The organism is Methylocapsa sp. S129 (genome assembly GCF_009765995.1).
Taxonomy (GTDB): domain Bacteria; phylum Pseudomonadota; class Alphaproteobacteria; order Rhizobiales; family Beijerinckiaceae; genus Roseiarcus.
The window spans coordinates 436,611-458,502 of the sequence record NZ_LMUI01000048.1 but is presented as its reverse complement, the minus strand read 5'-3'; the positions used below and the strand labels follow the sequence as shown (position 1 = coordinate 458,502).

Annotated in this window: 23 protein-coding genes; 15 read left to right on the top strand and 8 right to left on the bottom strand. The window is 63.1% G+C overall.

From position 1 onward, the window contains the following. The first annotated feature begins 3 nt into the window (after positions 1-3). From otnK to GSQ90_RS27340, 5 genes are all read left to right on the top strand, one after another. The gene (gene otnK / locus GSQ90_RS27360; RefSeq protein WP_158818104.1) at positions 4-1,272 is read left to right on the top strand and encodes a 3-oxo-tetronate kinase; all 1,269 of its coding nucleotides are present in this window, start codon (positions 4-6) and stop codon (positions 1,270-1,272) included. Next, positions 1,269-1,919, top strand: a complete 651-nt coding sequence (otnC, locus tag GSQ90_RS27355; protein ID WP_158818103.1) for a 3-oxo-tetronate 4-phosphate decarboxylase — start codon at positions 1,269-1,271, stop codon at positions 1,917-1,919. Before otnK ends, otnC begins: the two co-directional genes overlap by 4 nt. A gap of 962 nt (positions 1,920-2,881) precedes the next feature. Continuing rightward, complete coding sequence (locus GSQ90_RS27350; protein ID WP_158818102.1) at positions 2,882-3,532, top strand: hypothetical protein; 651 nt, start codon at positions 2,882-2,884, stop codon at positions 3,530-3,532. A gap of 344 nt (positions 3,533-3,876) precedes the next feature. After that, a complete protein-coding gene (locus tag GSQ90_RS27345; RefSeq protein ID WP_158818101.1) occupies positions 3,877-4,380 on the top strand; it encodes a hypothetical protein in 504 nt (167 codons plus the stop codon). Positions 4,381-4,676: 296 nt separating this feature from the next. Then, positions 4,677-5,324: an endonuclease domain-containing protein gene (locus tag GSQ90_RS27340; protein WP_158818100.1), complete on the top strand. Its 648-nt coding sequence runs from the start codon at positions 4,677-4,679 to the stop codon at positions 5,322-5,324. Here the strand turns inward: GSQ90_RS27340 and GSQ90_RS27335 are convergent. Next, the gene (locus tag GSQ90_RS27335; protein ID WP_210254990.1) at positions 5,266-6,225 is read right to left on the bottom strand and encodes an NADP-dependent oxidoreductase; all 960 of its coding nucleotides are present in this window, start codon (positions 6,223-6,225) and stop codon (positions 5,266-5,268) included. The two genes, GSQ90_RS27340 and GSQ90_RS27335, sit on opposite strands and share 59 nt — an antisense overlap. Before the next feature lie 163 nt (positions 6,226-6,388). Between GSQ90_RS27335 and GSQ90_RS27330 the strand changes: the two genes are divergently transcribed. Both GSQ90_RS27330 and GSQ90_RS27325 read left to right on the top strand, forming a co-directional pair. Beyond that, positions 6,389-6,943, top strand: a complete 555-nt coding sequence (locus GSQ90_RS27330; protein ID WP_246731804.1) for a TetR/AcrR family transcriptional regulator — start codon at positions 6,389-6,391, stop codon at positions 6,941-6,943. Between the two features lie 180 nt (positions 6,944-7,123). Further along, positions 7,124-7,360, top strand: a complete 237-nt coding sequence (locus GSQ90_RS27325; protein WP_158818098.1) for a hypothetical protein — start codon at positions 7,124-7,126, stop codon at positions 7,358-7,360. Positions 7,361-7,411: 51 nt separating this feature from the next. Here GSQ90_RS27325 and GSQ90_RS27320 read toward each other — a convergent pair whose 3' ends face one another. Further along, positions 7,412-8,329 carry a LysR family transcriptional regulator gene (locus GSQ90_RS27320; RefSeq protein ID WP_158818097.1) on the bottom strand — a complete coding sequence of 306 codons (918 nt, stop codon included), beginning with the start codon at positions 8,327-8,329 and terminating at the stop codon, positions 7,412-7,414. A 151-nt stretch (positions 8,330-8,480) separates the two neighbouring features. Here GSQ90_RS27320 and GSQ90_RS27315 point away from each other — a divergent pair, with 151 nt between their 5' ends. The 6 genes from GSQ90_RS27315 (at position 8,481) to GSQ90_RS27290 (ending at position 12,514) form a co-directional block, all read left to right on the top strand. Further along, positions 8,481-8,876 carry a cupin domain-containing protein gene (locus GSQ90_RS27315; RefSeq protein WP_158818096.1) on the top strand — a complete coding sequence of 132 codons (396 nt, stop codon included), beginning with the start codon at positions 8,481-8,483 and terminating at the stop codon, positions 8,874-8,876. A gap of 33 nt (positions 8,877-8,909) precedes the next feature. After that, a complete protein-coding gene (locus GSQ90_RS27310) occupies positions 8,910-9,671 on the top strand; it encodes a glucose 1-dehydrogenase (protein ID WP_158818095.1) in 762 nt (253 codons plus the stop codon). Between the two features lie 71 nt (positions 9,672-9,742). Continuing rightward, entirely contained in the window at positions 9,743-10,759 is a 1,017-nt protein-coding gene (locus GSQ90_RS27305) for a zinc-dependent alcohol dehydrogenase family protein (protein WP_158818212.1), read from the top strand. A gap of 18 nt (positions 10,760-10,777) precedes the next feature. After that, on the top strand, positions 10,778-11,161 hold the full coding sequence (locus tag GSQ90_RS27300) for a DUF2255 family protein (RefSeq protein ID WP_158818094.1): 384 nt from the start codon (positions 10,778-10,780) through the stop codon (positions 11,159-11,161). Between the two features lie 35 nt (positions 11,162-11,196). Beyond that, positions 11,197-12,180, top strand: a complete 984-nt coding sequence (locus tag GSQ90_RS27295; protein WP_158818093.1) for an aldo/keto reductase — start codon at positions 11,197-11,199, stop codon at positions 12,178-12,180. A 103-nt stretch (positions 12,181-12,283) separates the two neighbouring features. Next, on the top strand, positions 12,284-12,514 hold the full coding sequence (locus GSQ90_RS27290; protein ID WP_158818092.1) for a tautomerase family protein: 231 nt from the start codon (positions 12,284-12,286) through the stop codon (positions 12,512-12,514). Positions 12,515-12,525: 11 nt separating this feature from the next. Here GSQ90_RS27290 and GSQ90_RS27285 read toward each other — a convergent pair whose 3' ends face one another. Further along, positions 12,526-13,533, bottom strand: coding sequence for a Gfo/Idh/MocA family protein (locus GSQ90_RS27285; RefSeq protein WP_158818091.1), 1,008 nt, complete (start codon positions 13,531-13,533; stop codon positions 12,526-12,528). Positions 13,534-13,673: 140 nt separating this feature from the next. On the opposite strand from GSQ90_RS27285, the gene GSQ90_RS27280 reads away from it, so the two are divergent. Both GSQ90_RS27280 and GSQ90_RS27275 read left to right on the top strand, forming a co-directional pair. Next, complete coding sequence (locus tag GSQ90_RS27280) at positions 13,674-14,705, top strand: TRAP transporter substrate-binding protein (protein WP_158818090.1); 1,032 nt, start codon at positions 13,674-13,676, stop codon at positions 14,703-14,705. 31 nt (positions 14,706-14,736) lie between these two features. Then, positions 14,737-16,623 carry a TRAP transporter large permease subunit gene (locus GSQ90_RS27275; RefSeq protein ID WP_210254989.1) on the top strand — a complete coding sequence of 629 codons (1,887 nt, stop codon included), beginning with the start codon at positions 14,737-14,739 and terminating at the stop codon, positions 16,621-16,623. 9 nt (positions 16,624-16,632) lie between these two features. Here GSQ90_RS27275 and GSQ90_RS27270 read toward each other — a convergent pair whose 3' ends face one another. The 5 genes from GSQ90_RS27270 to kdgD form a co-directional block, all read right to left on the bottom strand. Beyond that, positions 16,633-17,457, bottom strand: coding sequence for a hypothetical protein (locus tag GSQ90_RS27270; protein ID WP_158818088.1), 825 nt, complete (start codon positions 17,455-17,457; stop codon positions 16,633-16,635). A 42-nt stretch (positions 17,458-17,499) separates the two neighbouring features. After that, complete coding sequence (locus tag GSQ90_RS27265) at positions 17,500-18,372, bottom strand: carbohydrate ABC transporter permease (RefSeq protein WP_158818087.1); 873 nt, start codon at positions 18,370-18,372, stop codon at positions 17,500-17,502. 3 nt (positions 18,373-18,375) lie between these two features. Beyond that, positions 18,376-19,317: a carbohydrate ABC transporter permease gene (locus GSQ90_RS27260; protein WP_158818086.1), complete on the bottom strand. Its 942-nt coding sequence runs from the start codon at positions 19,315-19,317 to the stop codon at positions 18,376-18,378. Between the two features lie 28 nt (positions 19,318-19,345). Beyond that, positions 19,346-20,662: an ABC transporter substrate-binding protein gene (locus tag GSQ90_RS27255; RefSeq protein WP_158818085.1), complete on the bottom strand. Its 1,317-nt coding sequence runs from the start codon at positions 20,660-20,662 to the stop codon at positions 19,346-19,348. Between the two features lie 116 nt (positions 20,663-20,778). Beyond that, entirely contained in the window at positions 20,779-21,696 is a 918-nt protein-coding gene (gene kdgD, locus GSQ90_RS27250; protein WP_158818084.1) for a 5-dehydro-4-deoxyglucarate dehydratase, read from the bottom strand. Between the last annotated feature and the right edge of the window lie 196 nt (positions 21,697-21,892).

Sequence of the window (21,892 nt, the reverse complement as noted above, 5' to 3'; positions counted from 1 at the left end):
TGAATGCTGCTGGGATGCATTGCCGACGACCTGACGGGCGCAACCGACCTCTCCCTGATGCTGTCCCGCGAGGGCCTGCGCACGGTGCAGACGACTAGCCTGCCGCCGGGCGATCTCGATCTGGCCGAAGCCGACGCCGTCGTCGTCGCGCTGAAGTCGCGCACGATTCCGGCAGCCGAGGCCGTCGCCCAGTCGCTGGCGGCGGCCGACTGGCTGCTCGCCGCCGGCGCGAGGCGATTCTTTTTCAAATACTGTTCGACGTTTGATTCCACCGATGAGGGCAACATTGGTCCGGTCGCCGCGGCGCTGATGCAGCGGCTGGGAGCGCGCTTCACCATCGCCTGCCCGGCCTTTCCGGCGACCGGCCGCGCGATCTATCAGGGCCATCTCTTCGTCAATGGCGTGCCGCTGAACGAGAGCGGCATGCGCGATCATCCGCTGACGCCGATGCGCGATTCCGATCTGCGGCGCGTCCTCCAGCGCCAGACCGCCGTCAAAGTCGGCCATGTCGCCTATGCCGACGTCGACGCCGGTCCCGCCGCCATCGCCCACGCGTTCGAGCGCGAACAGAAGGCCGGCCGCGCCATCGCGATCGTCGACGCCCTGACCGACGCCCATCTGCGCGCCATCGGCGGCGCGGCGGCCAGTCTAACGTTGGTGACCGGCGGCTCAGGCGTCGCGATCGGCCTGCCCGCCGCCTATTGCGACGCTGGCTTGATCGGCGCCCTCACGCCTCCTCCCCCCGCTATCGCGGCGCCGCAAGGCCGCGCCGTCATCCTGGCGGGCTCCTGCTCGGCGGCGACGAGAGGGCAGGTCGAGGTTGCAATCAAGGCGGGAAATCCGGCCTTCCGCATCGACCCGATCGCCATCGCCGAGGGCCGCCTCACGCCGGCGCAGGCGATCGATTGGCTCGATGGCCAACCTGGCGAGGCCGCGCCGCTCGTCTATTCGAGCGACGATCCCGATAGCGTGCGCCTCGTCCAGGACAGGCTTGGCCGCGACCATGCGGGCCGCATCGTCGAAGAGCTTCTCGCCTCCGTCGCCGCCGCGCTGCCGGCCCACGGCTTCACCCGCATCCTTGTCGCGGGCGGCGAGACTTCGGGCGCCGTGGTGAACGCGCTCGGCGTCAAGGCTTTGTCGATCGGACCCGAAATCGACCCGGGCGTGCCCTGGACTCGCAGCCTGTCCGGGCCGGACGTCGCTCTCGCCCTCAAATCGGGCAATTTCGGCGCGCCGGACTTCTTTCTCAAGGCATGGAGATATTTGCGATGAACCCGGCGTCGACCGAATCCGCCTTGCGTGAACGCATTTGCGCCTGCGGAGCCTCGCTCTTCCAACGCGGCCTGACTTTCGGGTCGACCGGCAATATTTCCGTCAGCCTGCCCGACGGCGGCTGGCTGATGACGCCGACCAACGCCTCGCTCGGCGATCTCGATCCGGCGCGCCTGTCCAAGATCGACGCTCAAGGTCAGCATGTCGGCGGCGACAAGCCCACCAAGGAAGCTTTTCTCCATCGCGTGATGTACCGGCAAAGGCCGAGCTGCGAGGCCGTGGTGCATCTCCATTCCACCCATTCGGTGGCGGTGTCCTGCCTGCACGGCATTGACGAACATAATTGTCTGCCGCCGATCACCGCCTATTACGTGATGCGCGTCGGGCGCTTGCCGCTCGTTCCCTATTATCCCCCTGGCGACGAAAGCCTCGCGGCGGCGGTGGAAAAACTCGCCGGCGAACATCATGCCGTGCTGCTCGCCAATCACGGCCCGGTCGTCGCCGGCAGCAGTCTCGAAAACGCGATATACGCCACCGAGGAGCTGGAGGAGACCGCCAAGCTCTTCCTGCTCTTGCGCGGCTCGCCGATCAGGCCCCTCACGCCGGAGCAGGTCGACGAACTGCGGCGGCGCCTCGCGCTTTCCTGATTCCATCGGCCCGATGCTCGGCGACGTCCCGTCCGTGGCGCACAAGGGCGGCAAAGACCTTGGCGGGAATAGCCCGGGAATAGCCGGAACCCTCGAATGACCGACCGCGGTCCATCAAAACACCCTCTAAGTCCTTGATTCTCACGCGCGCGGAAGCGCATTTCCATCCGCGAAATGAGCGATATCAAAGGCTTGACCCTGTTTTGGCTTCCCCATCGAAATTTTCGGACGCAAAACCGCGCCCGCGCGTGCTGACCAGGCTTTCGGGCGGAAGGGACTTGAGCCTTTAAGACGGGCCTCTCCATCGCTCATCTTTTTGGAAAACAAGACGAGAAGACTATCATATATTCTTCTTTTCAGAAAGAATATACTGCCTGCCCCGCTTAGGCCGGGCGCGAGGGCTTCCGCCCCTCGCACAAGGCAGCGCTGTCCGGGGAAACTCAAGCGTGCACGGAGAACGCAGGATTTCATGATGATGCAAGCTGTGGACATCATGGTCGGGATAAGCCCACGGCTGTCCGGTTTGACGCGGGGCGCTTGGGAGAGCGCCACGCCGCCGAGGCGCCGTCAAGCGGCTGCGCCGCTCCTTCACTTCGTTACGGCCCCTGCGGGGTGACTGCGTCTCGTCGGCGCGGCAATTCCTATCCATGTCGCTTTGGTGTGCGCAGCCGTCAAGGGGCGCGTAGCGCCCGCGAAGCGGCTTGCCCTTGACGGCGAGCACGACGATGGCATTCGCGCCACCTCAACCGTTAGCGCGAATCCATGTCCGCCCCGGTGCCGGTCCTTGCGATCGCCCGCATTTCCAATCGTTTGCCGACGACGCGAATGCCTGAGCGCTCCACAAGCCGGCCGTCGCGCCGCGGTTTCCGGCCCGCGGCCTGAAACGGCTCGCTTGCACCCGACCACGCCAGGTTGTATGGTAACATGTGAAGTTACAGCAATATCCCGGGAGGATGCAGGACATGCGCACGAGACGTCACTTTCTCGTCGGGGCGCTGGCGCCGCTGGTTGTCGCGACTATGGCGCGCGCCAATGTGCGTTGCATCGCCGACCCGAAGCACGGCGGCGAATTGTGCAAGACCTTCATCGACGTTCATGACGCCTATCAGGAGACCTATCACGCGCGGCATGACCCAGCCGCCATCTGGATCGCCTGCGTCGCCGTTGTCTTCGCCACCTATGGGCACGTGGTCCAGCAGCCGCGCATCGCCCAGGAAGCCTATGGGGACGTCGATAAGGTGGCGTTGGATTCGAGTTCCTCCGCCATTAGGCCGCTGGCGCGCGCCTGGAAGGACGATGACGGCGTCGCGTTCGGCGTTTCCGCTGAACCCATATTCGATTCCGACGCGCCGGGAGGCAAATTCGACCAAAACGCGCTGATCGACGCGGTGTCGAATGGCGACCCGCTCATCCTGGTCGGCGGCGGGCATCCGGTGGTGTTGACGGCGGTCGCCTACGCCAAAGCCAGCGGGCCGACGCCGCTGGTCGCCGGCTTTGTCTTCGATCCGTTCCCGATGATTGGGCCAAGAGCGCTGGATATCGACGAATTGGTGCCCAAAAGCGCCGGAGGCGATCTGCGTTACGCCATCCGGTTGAAGCTGGAGAAGGTATAGAGCGAGATGAGAATTGATTGAATCGAACTGATATCGGGGACAGTTTCGTTATTGAGCCATTGTTCGCATGGAGGCATTTTTTTCACCTCAGAAGGTTGGTCAAGTGTCGCCCTGCGGGCGACCGCCGGAGGCGGCGCGCTTTCGCGCGCACTTGACCAACCTTCTGAGGTGAAACACGCTCCGCCATGCGAAACAATGGATCATCCTCGACTATTTCGATCAAAAGTTTTCAGATTCTGAGTCGGCATCCCCTCTGGATCATTCGCAGATCGGCGAGGCGGACCCACGAACTCCGCCATAGTCGCGCGCGCATTTCATGCGATCGATTGGGCAAGGATCGGCAAATGAACACGAAGTGGCGCATCCTTCTCGCCGCGGCGCTCTTTTCGCTGGGCGCAATCCATCGTGGCCAGGCGCACGAACCGTGTCCCGCTTCCCCGGGAGTCGACCAGCCGGGCTATCTCGTAGAAATACTGCTTTGCACGGCGGATTCGCCGAGGTGCAAGCCGGATGGAACGCATGTTTACAAAGCTGGACGCGGCGCCAATCCAGAATTGGAGGCCCTGTCAATTCAAGACATCCCGGACGGTGACGTCATCACGGGAGGCGAGTTATTTACGTCAGTCTACGATATGGCGACGCGCGGCTTTGGCGCCGTCAATGTCGCCGTCCACGGCGGTCCGGGCGACTATTGCCACCAGCACTATTGGTACGACATGCGCGCCGCTTGGACCGGGGACGACGCATCCGACAAGATGACGGTTGAGGTCTGCATCCATTACAATAAATGGACAGGGTCCTTGCCGATAAAACCTTGTGCTCCGCCGATCGGCAACGAGCCGCAATAGCGCCAGCCAAGACAAGCGCATGGCCGCGGCGCGACCAACGCTTCAACCAAATGTTGGAGGCAGAGGCCGTCCCAGCGGCGCCCGAGCGTCGTGGCGCCGAGCCCCATTCTGCGACCAGAATGAACCAGTTGGAGACCCACGGCTGTCCGGTTGAGGAAATTGGCGTAGCTCGGAAGGACAAGAGATGGCGCGAATGGGACGAATGGCGCTCAACGGACGCAGATTCGCGCGATAGGATTTAGAGCGCTGGAATCCCCTCCCCCCTTGTGGGGGAGGGTTAGGGAGGGGGGTCGCGCATGCCTCACCGGTTAAAACTGATTGCGCGCAGACTCAGGACAAATGCGACCAGCGCCGAACATCGCTTATGGAATGGCGTCAGACGCCAACAGATCGGCGGTTTCAGATTTCGGCGTCAGGTTATCCTCAAGGGCTTCGTCGTGGACTTCGCATGCCACGAGGCGCGGCTCGTCATAGAAGTCGACGGCGCCACGCATTCGAGCGACGCGGAACGCGCGCGCGATATGCTACGCGCCGCGGCGGTGGGTTCGCAAGGCTACAGCGTTCTTCGGTTTACCAATGACGAGATTTTTCACAATATCGACGGCGTGCTGGAAACCATTCGATTGAAGCTGATTGAACTGAGGCCGCGCCTGCAGGACGATACTTCCGAGGGCGGCGCGAGCCCCCTCCCTAACCCTCCCCCACAAGGGGGAGGGAATAAGCGCCGCCGTGTCAGAAAACTCAACCGGACAGCCGTGCGGGAGATCTGGCCGCCCGCCGCGGTTCTGCACGGTCTGCAAGGCTTTTGCAAAGCAAGACCGATCACTCAGCTTGTAAGTGGGCCGGCGGCCTTCAGGCATGGGAGCGCGAAAGCCCCCATTCCCGTCAGGCGGCGCGGTCGAGCAAAAGCACGAGCTTGCCGTGAGCCCGCTTGTTCTGGCTGAGGTCGAGCGCCTCGCGCCAATCCTCCAGAACGAAGGTCCGGGCGATCGGTATCGTAAACCGGCCTTCAGCGGCAAGCTGCGCGTAACGACCGAGCACGTCATAGCGAGGAACCAGGCCCTTCTCCCGCCCTGTGGTGCGGACGCCGAGACCATCCTGGTCAAAATCGGCAAAGCTCATCACACGGCGAGGATCGCCGTCCACGATTTTAATGAGATCGGGCAGCGCGCCCGTGACCTGCGCCGTGTGCAGAGCAAAATCGGGCGCTCCACCCGCGATCGCGCGAACCCGCTCGACCATTCCATCGCCGTAGGGCGTCACCTTGGCCCCGAGATCGCGCAAGCGGCCGGCGAACGTTTCGCCTGCGCTGGCGATCACATGGGCGCCGCGCAACAGTGCGATCTGCACGGCCGCGAACCCGGTCATCGTCCCCCCACCATTGATCATAATCGTTTGGCCCGCGGCGAGTCCGAGAAGATCGAGACTGCGCGTGGCCGTTTCGACGGCCATCGGCAATGCTGCGGCTTCGACGAGATCGAGACCCTTTGGGACGGGCAGCCAGACGGCGAGGATCGCAAACTCCGACGCCCCGGCGGTCGGATAGCCCCTATAATCGGGGACGCCGAAAACGAGGTCGCCGATATTGACGCCTGTGACGCCCTCGCCGATTGCGTCAACGGCTCCCGACACGTCGAACCCTATCCCGCGCGGCGGAGGCACGGCCAAGAAGCCTTTGCATACAGCCCAATCGGCCGGGTTGAGCGCGCACGCATGCACCCTCACGCGGATGCGGTCCGCCTTTGGGCTGGGAATGGCGACTTCTTCCAGATGCAGCACGTCTGCGGGTTCGCCATAGCTACGGACCTGAAGTGTTTTCATGGTGGCGGAAGCTTGATCGGCCATCGTGGTTCTCCTGGCTGGTCGCCTCGTGGGCGCGAATGCCTGTTGGCGGTTGTGCAATCCAAGCCGCGCGGCTAGGATCAGTCAGTGACTGACATAACAGATAATGTCAGTCACTGACAATAACATTCGGATGGTTCGATCCATGCCTCGAAGCGGAGAGAAAGTGCGCCGCCGTCTTCAGCAGGCGGCCTTGGAACTGTTCGGAGAACGTGGCTATGAGCTGACCACAGCCGCCGAGATCGCCGCGAAAGCAGGGGTCACGGAACGCACCTTTTTCCGTCACTTCGCCGACAAGCGGGAGGTGCTGTTTGACGGCGAGACGGCGCTCAGCGACATCCTGAACAGCGCCCTGCGTGAGGCGCCGGCCGAGCTTGGCCCCTGGGACGCGTTGTTCCGCGCCTTCGAGGCGGCGGAGCGGCTTTTCGTTGAGAACCGCTCCTTCGCCGAGCCTCGGCATCGCCTCATCGAGAGAAGCCCGGCGCTTCAGGAACGTGCGCTTGCCAAAACCAGATCGTTGATCGCGGGGTTAGCGTCGGCGCTACGCGAGCGAGGCGTTCCCGATCACGCGGCGATGCTCGCGGCCCAGATGGGGATGGCCGCGCTCGGCCACGCCGTCGCGTGTTGGTTCGACGACGGTTCGAGCGGTCTGGGCGACCATCTCGCGCAAGCCTTCCGTAAAGTGCGCGATCTCTCCGCGTCCAGCCCAGGGATCGGCTGACGCGCAAAGGCGCCATTCGAGAGCTTGGTGCGGCGCCCAATATCAAGAATGATGACGCACAGACTCTCGGTCGAAAATTGGCTATTTCTGAGAGAGGCGGGGCGCCACAAAGCTGCCATCTGATCCAGTTCATGTCCTCGCCGCTGCTTGGCCGCGGCCACAAGCGCCGGGAGCAACATCATGCGCAATAGCCCTGTCATGAAAAACCTGCTTCCGCTCGGCGCAACGGCGCTTTTGCTGGTCGGCGCTGTCCTGATACTGGCTGGCGTCGTCGTACAATTCGCGGGGAAGCCTGAGACGGGAGGGCAAAGCTTCTGGCTCTATGAAATCTTTATGGGCGGCGGCGCGTTTTGCATGTTTCTCAGCGTCTGGATCAGTTGGCGATGGCGCAAAGGGCAACGGCGCCTGCAGCGATGACGACGATCCGGCGCTCATCGAGCGGGAAGCGGCTCAAGGGCCGTGCAGATATCAAGACTTCCGCACGGTCCGCGGGGCGTCTCGGTAGCGCAGCGCATTGACCAGCAAAGCGAAGGCGGGCGTGGGCTGGCGACGGCTTGGATAGTAGAGGTGGTAGCCGGGATAGGGCGGACACCAATCGGCGAGCGCGCGGATGAGCCTCCCCTCCGCGAGATGCGTCTTCACGCTGTCCTCGGGCAGATAGGCGAGGCCGAACCCCGCCAATGCAGCGTCGAGTATGGGGGCGCTTCCGTTAAACACGAGTTGCCCCTCGACCCTCACCCTCAGCTCGCGGCCGCCTTTCTCGAATTCCCAGGCATAGAGCCCGCCATGGGTCGGCAGGCGCAGGTTGACGCAGATATGGCCGGTCAGGTCTTGCGGAATCTTCGGCATTGCCCGTTTGGCGAAATAGGACGGCGCGCCGACGACCGCCCAGCGCAGGTCCGGCCCGATGCGCACGGCGACCATGTCCTGCGCCACCATCTCGCCGGCGCGAATGCCGGCGTCGTAGCGCCCCGCGACGATGTCGGTCAGGCCGTAGTCGATGATGGCCTCCACTTTGATATCCGGGTAATCCGGCAGAAGCTTCTCCAGGGCAGGCCAGAGGACTGTTTTTAGAGCGTGGTCGTGCATCGTGATGCGGATCGTGCCGGAAGGCTTGTCGCGCAGCGCGCTCAGTGCGGCCAGTTCCGCGTCGACCTCCTCAAGGCGCGGCCCGGCGGCGCGGATCAACCGCTCCCCGGCTTCGGTCGGCGCGACGCTGCGTGTTGTGCGGGTCAGCAGCCGGATGCCGAGCCGCGCCTCGAGCCCGCGAACGGTCTGGCTCAGCGCCGATTGCGAGACGCCGAGCTGCGCGGCGGCGCGTGTGAAGCTGCGCTCGCGAGCCACTGCGAGAAAAGCTGCGATATCGTTGAGATCGGCGCGGGGCATTCAGAAGCTCAACTTATAGGTCCATTCGGACTTTAACGCCTAATCCTGGACAGACACACCCTTTAAATACTTCACCGACAGCCACGGACCGCCCGGCGCCCTCAGCAGGGCGAGGCGACCCTGGACCCATGGCGAACGATGGAGACGGACGATGGAGATCAAGCGACCAGGCTTTCAGCCTTCCGGCAAGGGACCGGCCGACTGGTTTACGGGCGCGGTCCGCATCGACCCGCTGTTCAGCCCGCCCGACCCTGCCCGCGTCGCCGGCGCGCTCGTCACTTTCGAGCCGGGCGCCCGCACGGCCTGGCATACCCATCCGCTCGGCCAAACGCTGATCGTGACGAGCGGCTGTGGCCGGGTGCAGCGCGAGGGCGGCCCCATCGAGGAAATCCGGCCCGGCGACGTCGTCTGGTTTGAGCCGGGCGAGAAGCACTGGCACGGGGCCGCGGCGACCACAGCCATGAGCCATATCGCGATCCAGGAGAAGCTGAACGGTTCGCCCGTCGACTGGCTGGAGCACGTCACCGACGAGCAGTACCGCAAATAAGCTCGCGTCTTGGCGATGCAAGAGGAATTCGTTGTGAACTTATCTTTTGATAACAAAGTCGCCCTCGTCACCGGCGCCGCTTCTGGCATGGGCCTGGCGACGGCTAAGGCCTTCGCAGAAGCGGGCGCCGCCGTCGCGCTCGCGGATGTCAATGAGACTGCTGTTCGCTCCGCCGCGGAGGACTTGGCGGCTGTTGGCCATAAGGCGATTGGCATCCGCTGCGACGTCGCCGATGAGGCTGAGGCGGCGATCATGGTCCAGCAGACCGTCGCCACCTTCGGACGGCTGGACGCGGCGTTCAACAATGCCGGCGTGCAGGCTCCCCCGAGCGACATGGCCGACGAGGCCGCCGAGGAATTTGATCGCGTGAACGCGATCAACCTGCGCGGCGTGTGGGCGTGCATGAAGCACGAACTCCGTCACATGCGCGAGCAAGGGAGCGGTGCGATCGTCAACTGCTCTTCGCTGGGTGGTCTCGTGGGGCTGCCCAGCCGGGCGGCCTATCACGCCTCCAAGCATGGCGTGATCGGACTGACCAGGAGCGCCGCGCTTGAATATGCCCCGCGGAATATCCGCATCAACGCGGTATGCCCCGGGATCATCGATACGCCGATGGTCGCCGGCATGCTGGTCAGTCAATCCGAAGCCATGAAGGAAATGATGAAGGATGTGCCGATCGGGCGGCTTGGCCGTCCCGAGGAGATCGCCGCGGCGGTTCTTTGGCTTTGCAGCCCTGACGCAAGCTTCGTGATCGGTCACGCACTTCCGGTGGATGGCGGCTACACCGTCCGCTGAACGACGAGAAAAGAGCGAGGCGTGTTCGCCGATACTTTGTGACAGGCGCCGTCAAAGCAAGGAGCTCACCCATGCGAGGAACTGTTCTCTACGGCCCAGGCGATGTGCGTTTCGAGGAGCGCGAAGCCCCCAAAATTCTCGCGCCGACGGATGCCGTCATCCGGATCTCGGCGACCTGCGTCTGCGGGTCGGACCTGTGGCCCTACCGCGGCCTGCAAGCGACTCCCGGACCGACGCCGATGGGACATGAATATTGCGGAATCGTCGAGGAGGTCGGCAGCGCGGTCAAGTCGGTCAAGCCGGGGCAGTTCGTCATCGGCTCGTTCTTCGCCTCCGACAATACCTGTCCGCACTGCCGCCTGGGCTATCAGACCTCCTGTCAGAACAGGGAATTCGTAGGCGGGGCGCAGGCGCCGCTGCTCCGCGTCCCTATGGCCGACGGTACGCTCGTCGCCACGCCGGGGATTCCGTCCGACGATCTGATCCCGAGCCTGTTGGCGATCTCGGATGTGATGGGCACTGGCTGGTTCGCCGCCGATGCGGCGAATGTAAAGCCGGGCGCAACCGTCGCCGTCGTCGGCGACGGGGCAGTCGGCCTGCTCGGCGTGCTCTCCGCCAAGCTCATGGGCGCCGAGCGGATCATCGCGATGAGCCGTCACGAGTCGCGGCAGAAGCTCGCGCGCGATTTCGGCGCGACCGACATCGTCGTCGAGCGCGGCGAGGAGGGCGTGGCTCGCGTCAAGGATATGACCGACGGAGTTGGCGCTGATTCGGTCCTGGAATGCGTCGGCACACAGGAAGCGATGATGCAGGCGATCCGCTCCATCCGCCCCGGAGGTTTCGTGGGTTACGTCGGCGTTCCGCATGGCGTCGAGATCAATGGCGAGGCGCTGTTCTTTACCCATGTTCACCTTCACGGCGGCCCGGCACCGGTGCGCCGCTACCTACCCGACCTTATCGAACAGGTGTGGGACAGGAAGATCAACCCCGGCAAGGTTTTCGATCTCACGCTGCCCCTCGACCAGGTGGCGGAAGGCTACCGCGCCATGGACGAACGCCGCGCGATCAAGACGCTGCTGCGTCCATAGATCAGGGAGCGTTCGCACATGACGACATGGCCGAAAGACGAATTGCGCGAGATCGCCGAGGCCGACGATTTGCGCATCGCGCCGTACCGCGACGACGGCGTGACCTACGGCACGCCGACATGGATATGGTCTGTGGCGGTTGGCGACGCGCTTTATGTGCGCGGCTACAACGGGCGGAAGTCTCGGTGGCTTCAGGCCGCGCTGCGGCAGAAGGCGGGACGGATCGCCGCCGCCGGCATGACGAAGGAAGTCGCCTTCGAGCCGGTCGATGGACCGATCAACGACCGCGTCGATGACGCCTACCGTGCGAAATATCGCGGCAGTCCGTATCTCAATCCGATGATCGGCGCCGGCGCGCGCGCCGCGACAGTCAAGGTCATGCCACGCGAAACGCATGACTGACAATCAATTCTTCGATCGCCTCAACGGAGGACACTATGCAGAAGCGTAAGCTCGGAAACAGCAACCTCGAAGTCTCGGCTCTTGGGTTTGGTTGCATGGGCTACGGCCCGGCCGCGGACAGGAAGGACATGATTGCGCTGATCCGGGCGGCGGTCGAGCGCGGCGTCACTTTCTTCGACACGGCCGAGACCTACGGTCCCTTCACCAACGAAGAACTCGTCGGCGAAGCCCTCGAGCCCCTCCGTAGCGAGGTGGTGATTGCAACCAAGTTCGGCCACAACATCGATCCGAAGACTGGACAACGTCTCGGCGGCCAGAACAGCCGTCCCGATCACATCAAGGTCGCGACGGAAGGTATGCTGAAACGGCTTAGGATCGATTGCATCGACCTGCTCTATCAGCATCGGGTCGATCCCGACGTGCCGATGGAGGATGTCGCCGGGGCGGTGAAGGACCTCATCCAGCAGGGCAAGGCCAGGCACTTCGGCATGTCCGAGGCCGGCGTGCAATCGATCCGCCGCGCGCATGCCGTCTTGCCCGTCACTGCGCTTCAAAGCGAATATTCGCTATGGACGAGGGAACCGGAAGCGGACGTTCTGCCTGTTCTCGAAGAACTCGGGATTGGCCTCGTTCCTTACAGTCCGCTCGGCAAGGGCTTCCTGACCGGCAAGATCAACGACGCAACGACATTCGACAACTCGGACCTTCGTAGCCGCATTCCACGGTTCGAGCCGGAAGCGCGCCGGGCGAACCAGGCGCTGGTCGATCTCCTCCGTTCGATCGCCGATCGCAAGGGAGCGACGCCCGCGCAGATCGCGCTTGCGTGGCTGCTAGCGCAAAAGCCCTGGATCGTTCCGATCCCCGGCACCCGGAAACTGGATCGCCTGGAGGAGAACCTCGGATCGGTGTCGGTGGCGCTGACATCCATGGATCTGCGCGAAATCGAGGAGGCCGCCGCCAAGATCAAAGTGCAGGGCGCCCGCTATCCCGAGGACATTTTGAAATTGTCCGGTCTCTGAACGCAGCCCGGCGGCGTCGGTCAGAGGCGCCAGCTTTCCGGAGGACGCCGACATCAACGAAATCCTGTTCAGGCCGACCAGCCAGGCCTATTGAGGAAGAAGCATGCCCCACGTCATTGTAAAATTGTCTTCAGGCAGATCGGAGCCGCAAAAAGCGCGCATCGCCGAGGAAATCACGAAAGCCGTCATGGCCAGCGCAAACTGCACGGAGGCAGCGGTCTCGGTGAGCATCGAAGATGTCGAGCCGAACGATTGGGTCGAACGCGTCTACAAGCCTGATATCGCCGGCCAGTGGAACAAACTCTACAAGAAGCCAGGGTACAACCCGCTTTAGCTCGCGCGATTTCAGCCTCGGGCTCCAGGCAGAGGACGCCCCGGCAGCGCGCGAGCCCCGTGGCGCCGATCCCAATCCTGCTGGACGCGTTCGAGCACGCGCATGGTCGGCAAGACCGACCAGCCGGGGACCGCGGAGTCGCGCCCCTCACGCGCAGCCTGCACGAAGTCGCGCAGCGCCATGGCGCATTCCTCTTGCTGCGCGGCCATTGCGATCTCGCCGTCGCCCGTCGTCAGAAGCGCCTTGAGTTCGTCGAAACGATAGGAGTCGCGATCGGTCACGACGAGGAGATCGTAAATCCAGGCGCGCGAATAATAGGAGCCGGTGCAGACGATCGCACAGTCGTGCGCCGCCTCGATCATCAGCGCGACCTCCATCGGAATGCCGGTACGGACGTCGACGGGCGACATCAACGAATGAACGGCGAGGATTTCGTCATCGGCCTTGGCGAGATCGCCGCCGGCGGCCATCCACAGGGCGAAATCGACGAGATGCGTGACGTGGTGCCACAATAAATTGTCGGTCCAATCGCGCCTCAGCCCTGTGGCGCCGGTGTTGGACAGGCGATGGATGAAGAAACGGCAGTCGATCAGCCGGACACGCTCCGCCCCGGCATGGACCCGCTGGCGCAACGCCTCACGCTCCGCGCCAAAGCGGCGGGGGTGACAGAGGCCGAGAATGCGTTTGTGCCGCTTCGCCGTCGCCGCCACGCGTTCGGCGTCGGCAAGATTCATCGCGATGGGGATCTCGACCAGCACATGCTTGCCATGTTCAAGCGCGGCGATGGCCTGTTCCGCATGCAATTCGCTCGGCGTGGCGATGACGACAATATCAACTTCGGGATCGTTCAGCGCAGCGCCATAGTCCGTCGTCCAATGGAGGTAGCCTTGCGCGGCGGCGAAGGCGGCCGTCTGATCCGGCTGCACGCCGACGAGCGTATGCCGGCGGCCGTCGATCGCCCTGAGATTTTCGGAATGCCACTTCCCCATCATGCCGTGGCCGACCATGCAGACATTCATCAATGGGTCTCCCGCCTGCGCGCTGACCGGCGCGGCCTGGTTGCGATTGCCAGGATGTCATGTTGCCGTATAACATGATTATAGACAAGACGACGTCGACGCAGGAACGCCGAAACGGCGCATGAATATGGGAGGAAAAAATGTCGCCATCGAGCGTGACGCGCCGACAAATGCTCGCCGCTTCGGCGGCTGTCCTGGCCGGCGGCGGGGCTCTGTCCCGCCCGGCGGCGGCGGACCAGCAGGTGACGCTGCGCGTCTCGTCTTCCGATCCGATCGACGAGAACGCCGCTCACTACCTCTGGTTCGCAAAATTCGCGGCGAACCTGAAAAACGCGGTCGGCGACCGCATCAAATTCGACTATTTCCCCAATAGTCAACTCGGCAAGGAGGCCGACGTCGTCGAACAGGTGAAGATCGGCTCGACCGACATGATGGTCACCGGCTCCTCGATCTGGGCGACCGTGGCGCCTGAACTTGGCATGCTCGACCTTGGCTATATGTTCGACAGCTACGATCATGTCGCCAAGGCGATGGATGGCGAAGCGGGCAAGGCGCTGGAGAAGATCCTTGCCGACCGCACCGGGGTGGGCGTGCTGGGCTGGGGCTTCCATTTCGGCGCGCGCAGCGTCTACACGAAGAAGCCGGCGGCGCGTCTCGCCGATCTCAAGGACGTCAAGCTGCGCGTATTGCCCGCGCCCGCCTTTATCGAAACGTTCAAGGTGATGGGCGCGATCCCGACGCCCATTCCCGTGAACGAGCTTTACACCGCGCTGCAGACCGGCGTGGTGGACGGGTTTGAACATGACCCCGGCACATGTCTCTCCCTGAAGCTCTATGAGATCACTAAATTCTGCTTTCTGACCGAACATTTGTTCAGCCCCATGGGCGCCTTCATCGGCAAGCGCGCGCTCGCCAAAATCCCCGACGATTTGAAGCCGGCGTTCGCCAAAGCGGCGCTCGCCGCGACCGCTGAGGAGCGCGCCGTTGCGCTCGAGAAAACGAAGAGCGAGATCGAGCAGTTGAAAGGCTTCGGCGTAGCCTTCGCCGCAATGCCGGCCGAAGAACGTCGCGCGATGCAGGACGAGATGGCTAAGCGCCTCTATGCCGATTTCGCTGAGAGCCATCCCGCGACAAAGCCGGTCTTTGCCGCCATCGCCGCGGCGCGCGGCTGACGGGGGGCGCCGGTCTGGGGAGCGAAGCCGCGTGAGCGCGAGCCTCGAAACGCTGCAGTCGCCGCTGCCGCCATTCGCCGCCTTCGGCTGGGCCGGGCGTTGGCTCGCCGGCATGATTGCGCTCGTCGAATATATCTCGGCGCTCGTGCTCGCCGTCGACGTCGCGGTCGTATTCGCTTCCGTCATCTGCCGTTACTTCCTGCAGCAGCCGCTCGATTGGGCCGAGGAGGTGGCGCGCGCCCTGATGGTGACGCAAGTGTTCCTGGGCGCCGCCGGCATGGTCGGACGTCGCGGTCACGCCGGTATCGATGCGGCGCGCGGCCTGTTTCCGGCGCGCTGGCGTCCCTACCTCGTTCAGTTGTCGGCATGGATCATCGCCGCGATCGCCGCCGCGATATTCGCTTCCTCCATCGATCTTTTGATCGAGACGGAAGGCCAGACGACGCCATTCGGCATGCCGGGATGGATTTTCATCTATCCGGTCATGGCCGGTGGGCTCATCATGTCCATTCTCGCAATCGCCGTCGCCTTGACGGGTCCTGCGCGAACCGCGTGGATCACGCTTGGCGCGGGAATCGCCCTCGTATTGGCCGTCTGGGGTTGGAACGAGGTCATGCCGGCGGCGGCGCTCTCACCTTTCGCGCTGCTGAGCAGTGCTTTCCTCGGCAGCCTCGCGATCGGCGTGCCGATCGCTTTCGCCCTGGCTCTCTCGGCGCTTCTCTACTTCCTGGCGGATCCGAGCCTGCCCATGTCGATCTACTCCCAGCAATTGATGGCCGGAAGCGACCATTTCGTACTGCTCGCCGTGCCGTTCTTCGTTCTTGCCGGCCTCGCCATGGAGGCGAACGGCATGTCTGCGCGCCTGATCGAGCTTCTCTTACGCCTGATGGGACGCCTGCGCGGCGGCACGAATCTGATCATCATCGTCGCCACCGCGTTCTTCTCCGGCATTTCCGGTTCGAAGCTCGCCGATATCGCGGCGGTGGGCGGCATCATCATGCCGGCCGTGCGCAAGACCGGACAGGATCCCAATGAAGCGGCCGGCCTCCTGGCGAGTTCGGCGATCATGGCCGAAACGATTCCCCCTTGTGTCAACATGATCATCTTCGGCTTCGTCGCCAATGTGTCGATCGGCGGCCTGTTCATCGCCGGCCTCGTCCCGGCGGCGGTGCTGGCCGCCGGGCTCGCGGCGGTGGCGGTGATCTACGGCAAGCGCATCGATCCGAGCGAGGCTTTGACCACGCACACGCCGCTGCTGCGCCTGATCGGCGGCGCGCTCGTCGCTTTGGTGATGGTCGCGCTTATCGGACGCGGCGTCACGTCGGGCGTCGCGACTTCCACGGAGATTTCCGCTTTCGCCGTGGTCTACGCTCTGGCGGTCGGCGGGCTGGCGTTTCGCGAATTGACGCTGCGATCGCTGATGCGGCTGTTTGTCCGATCCGCCTCGATGGCGAGCGGCATCCTGTTCATCGTCGCCGCCGCTTCGAGCTTTTCCTTCGCCCTGACCATCGAGCAGATACCGCGTTACCTCTCCGACGGATTGACCGCCTTCGGAGAGGCCAATGGCGCGCGCGCCTATCTCTTGGCGGCGGCGGCGCTGATGATCGGTTTCGGCTCGGTGCTGGAAGGCGCCCCTGCCCTTATCATCTGGGGTCCCTTGCTGACCCCGATCGCCCAGCGCCTCGGCATCCATCCCTTGCAGTTCGGGACTGTGATGGTGATCTCGATGGGGCTCGGCCTGTTCTCGCCGCCGGTGGGTCTTGGCCTCTATGCGACCTGCGCCATCACCGGCACGGAGACGACAAAGGTGGCGCGGCCGATGATGAAATATCTCGCCGTTCTGATCGTCGGACTGGCGCTCCTGATCTTTGCGCCAGAGCTTTCCCTCTGGCTGCCCGGGCGGTTCGGGCTGCGCTGAATCCCGCGATCACTTCGCCGACAAATCCTTGAGCCACGCCAGAACGGAATCCGCCGCCTGGTCTGGCGTGTTGAGGTGGTTGCCCGCGACCGAGACATAACGGTTGAGCGGATTGGCCGGAGCCCCTGCGAAGGCATAGCCAGGACCTCCGCGCTGCGTTGGATCGTCGGCGCCCGCCACCCACAGCAGCGGCGCCGTAAGCTTGCGCGCATTGTCGGGAATATTGGCGGACGAAGCCGGGCCGAAGAAGCTCAGATAGATCGCAGAGGTCGTAGCAATTTCCGTCGTATAGGCGCCGGTCGGGCCAAACACGATATCGGCGAACGAAACGGTCTCGTCGCCATTGCCGTTCGCGACAAGTTCGTGCGCCCTCGCGATGCTATCAGCGACTTCGGCGATTTGAGCGACCTCGCGCGCATCATGCGCCGGCGCCAGACCGAAGATCCCAAGCAATCCGCTGTGACCAGCCCCATAAGCGATGGCGGCATTGCCACCGAGACTGAAGCCGCCAACCACGATCGACGTCGCCCCGAGATTCCTAAGCCTGACGATCGCTTCATCGATGACAGCCAGGCAATCAGCGAACGGCGCCTCATAGGCGCGACGGCCGGACCAACACATATCCGGACGGCCAACGAGATAGCCGGCCTTCTCCATCGCCTGCGCCAGGCCATCGATAACGCGGCCAGGCGCGCCCTGCTCGCCATGCATCAGCACGATTCCGATTCTGTCGGCAGCATGGGCTGGCGCGAGCGCCGCCGCGATGCAGCACATGGCGCCCAGCGCGACAATCAGTGTAACGAAGCGTCGAAGTCCGAGATCGGCAACCGTCATGGACAGCCTCCCAATCGATCATTCATCGGCCGCGGCAAGCGACTATTCCTTCACCGCCCCGGTCAGGCTCGATACGTAATATTCGACGAAGAACGAATACAGGATCACGACCGGCAAGGAGCCAAATAGCGCCGCCGCCATCAGAGAACCCCAATGATAAACGTCGCCCTCCACGAGTTCGGTGATCGCGCCGACGGACACTGTCTTGTTCTCGGAGGAGGAAATGAAGGTGAGCGCGTAGATGAATTCGTTCCACGACAAAGTGAAGGCGAAGATGCCCGCCGAGATCAAGCCAGGCACCGCGAGCGGCAGCGTGATCCACCACAGAACCTGCAGTCGCGAGGCGCCGTCGATCAGCGCGCATTCCTCCAGCTCATAGGGGATGGTGCGGAAATAACCCATGAGCAGCCAGGTGCAGAACGGCACGAGGAACGTCGGATAGGTCAGGATCAAAGCCCAGTCGCTGTCATAGAGGCCGAGCTGGAAGATGATCGCGGCGAGCGGGATGAACAGGATGCTCGGCGGCACGAGATAGGCGAGGAAGATGGCGAGGCCGACGTAGCGCGCCCCTGTGAAGCGCAGCCGTTCGATCGCATAGGCCGCACAGACGCTCGAGAATAGCGACAGGATCGTCGACGCCACCGTGACAAAGATCGTATTGAACAACCATTGCGGATAGCTCGTCTCGAACAGGAGTTTATAGATATGCGACAGGGTCGGATGGACGATCCAGAACGGATTGAAGCGCGCATAGTCATAGAGTTCTTCGTCCGGTTTGAAGGTCGTCGTGGTCATCCAATAGAAGGGAAAGAGCAGCACGAAGACGAGGATGGCGAGCGGAAGGTACAGCGTGACCACACGGCGCGGCAGCCGCTCCAGATAGTCCATTCCCTGCGGTTCGCCTTGCCTGGCCATGGTTTAGTCCTGTGATCCATGTTGCCAGCGTCGACGCTGTAGTCCGAAATAACTGAACATGATGGCGGCGAGCAGGAACGGCACCATGGCGTCGGCGATCGCCGCGCCCTCGCCGAGATGACCGCCGGTGATGGCGCGCTCGAACGACAGCGTGGCCATCAGATGGGTGGCGTTGATCGGGCCGCCGCGCGTGATGGCGTAGATGAGCTGAAAGTCGGTGAAGGTCAGCAGCACTGAAAAGGTCATCACCACGGCGATGATTGGCGAGAGCACCGGCAGTGTGATGTAATAGAAGCGCTGCCAGGAACTGGCGCCATCGAGCGTCGCCGCCTCGTAAAGAGAAGGCGAGATTGTCTGCAATCCGGCGAGCAGTGTGATGGCGACGAAAGGAATGCCGCGCCATACGTTGGCCGCGATCACCGCCCAACGCGCATGCCAGGGTTGGCCGAGAAAATCGATATATTGGTGAAGGAGGCCGAACTTGATCAGCGCCCAGGAGACGATCGAGAATTGCGGATCGTAGATCCACCAGAACGCGATGGCCGAGAGCACGGTCGGCACGACGAATGGCAGCAGCACGATGGCGCGAAGCAGCGATTTGAAAGGCAAACGCCGATTGAGCAGCAAGGCGAGATAGAGGCCGAGAGCGAACTTCAGAATGCTGGCGACCACTGTGTAGAAGGTCGTATTGAACACGGCGAGCCAGAATACGGAATCATGGGCGAGCGAGACGAAATTGGCGAGGCCGACGAAATGCCCGGGCGCGCCGATCGGCGTGTCCGTGAGGCCTAGCCAGAATCCAAGGCCCAAGGGATAGGCGAGAAACACCAGCAGGATGGCGGCCGCCGGAAGCATGAAGACGAGGCCGAGAAAATTGCGATCGTCAGCCAGGCGCGCAATCCATCGGCGCCGAACCGCGATTGGCCGGATGTCCGCGCCCATCATGGCGCCGTTCCGCTTCTGTTGGCTCTCATCAACTCTTGTAGTAGCGCTTGGCGCGTTCGGCGGCGCGCTGCGCGGCGGCCTTGGGAGTCTGGTCGCCCGTACAGGCTTCCGCGAACATGTCGACGCAGACGAAATCGCCCATCACCGCCGCCGAAGCCTGGCCGAGCGTGCCTGAATAGCCGACGGGGAGAGCGTATTTCAAGACATCGCGGAACGGCGTCGTCTTAGGATCGGCCGTCCAGATCGGATTGTCGTTCCAGGCCGGCAAAGGCGGCGCGACATAACCGTTCGAAGCGGTCTCCCAGAAGTCCACCTGCGCCTTCTCCCACATGAAGCGCAGATATTCGCGCACGGCGTTCGGATATTTCGTATAGGCGTAGGAATAGGTGTTGAGGATGTTCTGCTGTTCCGTCGGGTGGCCAGACAGCCCGATCGGCATGTTGGCGTGATCCATGTCGGCGGCTATCGCGTTGAGCGCCGGTTCGGGCGAATTCTTGGCGACGGTGTAAATCGATATTCCGTTGAACGTCAGGCTGATCTGATCAGCGAGGAACGCCTTGTTGTTGCTCGAATCATTCCATGAAAGAACGCCGTCGATATAGGTCGCGTAAAGCTGCTTGGCGTATTCGAGGGCGGCGACCGTTTCGGGCGAATCGATGACGACATTGTTATTGTCGTCGACCATTTTTCCGCCATGCGCCCATAGGCACCAATGGACCCAGCCGTTCGCATCGCCGGTGGCGTGACCAAGGGCGAAACCTGCCGGTTTGCCCGCGGCTTTCAGCCCCTGGCACAGCTTGAGATAGCCGGGGAGATCCCTGGGGAACTCTTCGAACCCGGCGGCGCGCATCGTGCTGATGCGGTAGTTGAGGCAACCGCCGGTCGCGCCTTGCGGCAAGGCGATCCATTTCTTGCCAAGCATGCCGTAGGTTCGGGCGATCGGATACCAGCCGCCATATTTTGCGCCGAGGTATTCGGCGAGATCGGTGACGTCCAGGAGCTTTTCCGAGAACTTGAAAGGATCGTCGTTGGTGCCCATGATGATGTCAGGGCCGGCCCCAACATTAGCCGCGACGGCGGCCTTCGGGCGGATGTCGTCCCAGTTCTCCGCGTCGACGCGCACCTTGACGCCGGTCTGTTCGCTGAATTTTTTGGAATTGGCGACAAAGCTGTCAAATTCCGCCTGGATGAACTGCTTCCAGCGCAGCACTCGGATCGAAGCGTTTGGCTCGGGGGCGCCGCCGCTCCACGTCGCATCCGCCAGCGCCGTCCGACTCTGGAGAAGGCCGGCCCCCACGGCGATCGCGCCGGACTTCAGTATTTGCCGTCTTGTCACGTCGCTCATGCATTCCTCCCTTGATCGCGGCGCCGGCGCTTCTTCATCGCGCCGTTTCTTTTGGCCGATCGTTATTTTGCCATTCGCACCACAAAAACCGGCGGAAAGGAAGGCGGACGAGGCCGCTATTGCCGCGTCGTGTTTTCAACGAGAGCGGCGAGGAACCCCTCCTCCTCGGGCGTGAGATCGACCAGGGGCGAGCGAACCGGGCCGGCCGGACGGCCGACGACGCGCAGGCCGGCCTTGACGATGCTGACGGCATAGCCGCGCCGCCGGTTGCGGATGGCGAGGTAAGGCACAAAGAAGCGCCGTAGCGCCTGGCTGGTGAATGCGCTGTCCTGCGCCTGAACCGCGGCGTGAAAGCGCATCGCAAATTCGGGAATGAAATTAAACACAGCCGAAGAATACGTCGAGATTCCAATGCCGTGATTGGCGTTTGCGTAGACTTCGGCGGTCGGCATTCCGCCGACATACACCAACCGATCGCCCAGAATGGTGCGAATGCACGTCAATTGCTCGACATTGCCATGGCCGTCCTTGAAGCCGATCAAATTCGGATGGGCGTCGCAGAGCAGGCGCAGGGTCTCGAGTTCGAACAGGCAATTGTCGCGATGATAGACGATCACGCCGATGCCCACGGCGCCGCATAAAGCGGCGACGTGCCGCCGCAGGCCTTCCTGCTCCACCTGAACGAGATAGGGAGGCAACATCAAGATTCCGTTGGCGCCCGCGCGCTCGGCGCGGCGCGCGAACTCGATCGCCAGCGTTGTGCCGTAGCCGACGCCCGCGATGACCGGCGTTCTTCCGCCGGCGGCTTCGACAGCGGCTGCAATGACGCTTTCATATTCATCCAGACCGAGCGAGAAGAATTCCCCCGTTCCACCGGCCGCGAACAATGCAGCCGGCCCGTGGTCGAGGAGATCGGCGACATGATGGCGATAGTTTTCAGGATCGAAAGCTCCCGCCGCTGTAAAATGCGTGACCGGAAAGGACAGCAGTCCGGCGCCGACGACCGCCTTTAAATGCTCGTGTTGACTCACCATGAAATGATCTCTGCTCGTGACATGTTCTTAAGCCGGCGGTCTCGAACGGCGTTCGGGACCGAGGCCGGGCGATTGTTATTTGATTTGCTCAACGTCGCCTGGAGCGCGGAAGCGCTTATTGACTCGCGGTCCTGCGCAAACGGCCCCTTCTCCGCCTTTTGTCGAGGCGCGGTTCGTCGCTTGGAGACAGACTCAA

What these genes read in the sequence shown, in the direction of transcription:
- otnK (WP_158818104.1), top strand. Translation starts at nt 4, where the DNA reads ATGCTGCTGGGATGCATTGCCGACGACCTGACGGGCGCAACCGACCTC.
- otnC (WP_158818103.1), top strand. Translation starts at nt 1,269, where the DNA reads ATGAACCCGGCGTCGACCGAATCCGCCTTGCGTGAACGCATTTGCGCC.
- GSQ90_RS27350 (WP_158818102.1), top strand. Translation starts at nt 2,882, where the DNA reads ATGCGCACGAGACGTCACTTTCTCGTCGGGGCGCTGGCGCCGCTGGTT.
- GSQ90_RS27345 (WP_158818101.1), top strand. Translation starts at nt 3,877, where the DNA reads ATGAACACGAAGTGGCGCATCCTTCTCGCCGCGGCGCTCTTTTCGCTG.
- GSQ90_RS27340 (WP_158818100.1), top strand. Translation starts at nt 4,677, where the DNA reads ATGCCTCACCGGTTAAAACTGATTGCGCGCAGACTCAGGACAAATGCG.
- GSQ90_RS27335 (WP_210254990.1), bottom strand. Translation starts at nt 6,225, where the DNA reads ATGGCCGATCAAGCTTCCGCCACCATGAAAACACTTCAGGTCCGTAGC.
- GSQ90_RS27325 (WP_158818098.1), top strand. Translation starts at nt 7,124, where the DNA reads ATGCGCAATAGCCCTGTCATGAAAAACCTGCTTCCGCTCGGCGCAACG.
- GSQ90_RS27320 (WP_158818097.1), bottom strand. Translation starts at nt 8,329, where the DNA reads ATGCCCCGCGCCGATCTCAACGATATCGCAGCTTTTCTCGCAGTGGCT.
- GSQ90_RS27315 (WP_158818096.1), top strand. Translation starts at nt 8,481, where the DNA reads ATGGAGATCAAGCGACCAGGCTTTCAGCCTTCCGGCAAGGGACCGGCC.
- GSQ90_RS27305 (WP_158818212.1), top strand. Translation starts at nt 9,743, where the DNA reads ATGCGAGGAACTGTTCTCTACGGCCCAGGCGATGTGCGTTTCGAGGAG.
- GSQ90_RS27300 (WP_158818094.1), top strand. Translation starts at nt 10,778, where the DNA reads ATGACGACATGGCCGAAAGACGAATTGCGCGAGATCGCCGAGGCCGAC.
- GSQ90_RS27295 (WP_158818093.1), top strand. Translation starts at nt 11,197, where the DNA reads ATGCAGAAGCGTAAGCTCGGAAACAGCAACCTCGAAGTCTCGGCTCTT.
- GSQ90_RS27290 (WP_158818092.1), top strand. Translation starts at nt 12,284, where the DNA reads ATGCCCCACGTCATTGTAAAATTGTCTTCAGGCAGATCGGAGCCGCAA.
- GSQ90_RS27285 (WP_158818091.1), bottom strand. Translation starts at nt 13,533, where the DNA reads ATGAATGTCTGCATGGTCGGCCACGGCATGATGGGGAAGTGGCATTCC.
- GSQ90_RS27280 (WP_158818090.1), top strand. Translation starts at nt 13,674, where the DNA reads ATGTCGCCATCGAGCGTGACGCGCCGACAAATGCTCGCCGCTTCGGCG.
- GSQ90_RS27270 (WP_158818088.1), bottom strand. Translation starts at nt 17,457, where the DNA reads ATGACGGTTGCCGATCTCGGACTTCGACGCTTCGTTACACTGATTGTC.
- GSQ90_RS27265 (WP_158818087.1), bottom strand. Translation starts at nt 18,372, where the DNA reads ATGGCCAGGCAAGGCGAACCGCAGGGAATGGACTATCTGGAGCGGCTG.
- GSQ90_RS27260 (WP_158818086.1), bottom strand. Translation starts at nt 19,317, where the DNA reads ATGATGGGCGCGGACATCCGGCCAATCGCGGTTCGGCGCCGATGGATT.
- GSQ90_RS27255 (WP_158818085.1), bottom strand. Translation starts at nt 20,662, where the DNA reads ATGAGCGACGTGACAAGACGGCAAATACTGAAGTCCGGCGCGATCGCC.
- kdgD (WP_158818084.1), bottom strand. Translation starts at nt 21,696, where the DNA reads ATGGTGAGTCAACACGAGCATTTAAAGGCGGTCGTCGGCGCCGGACTG.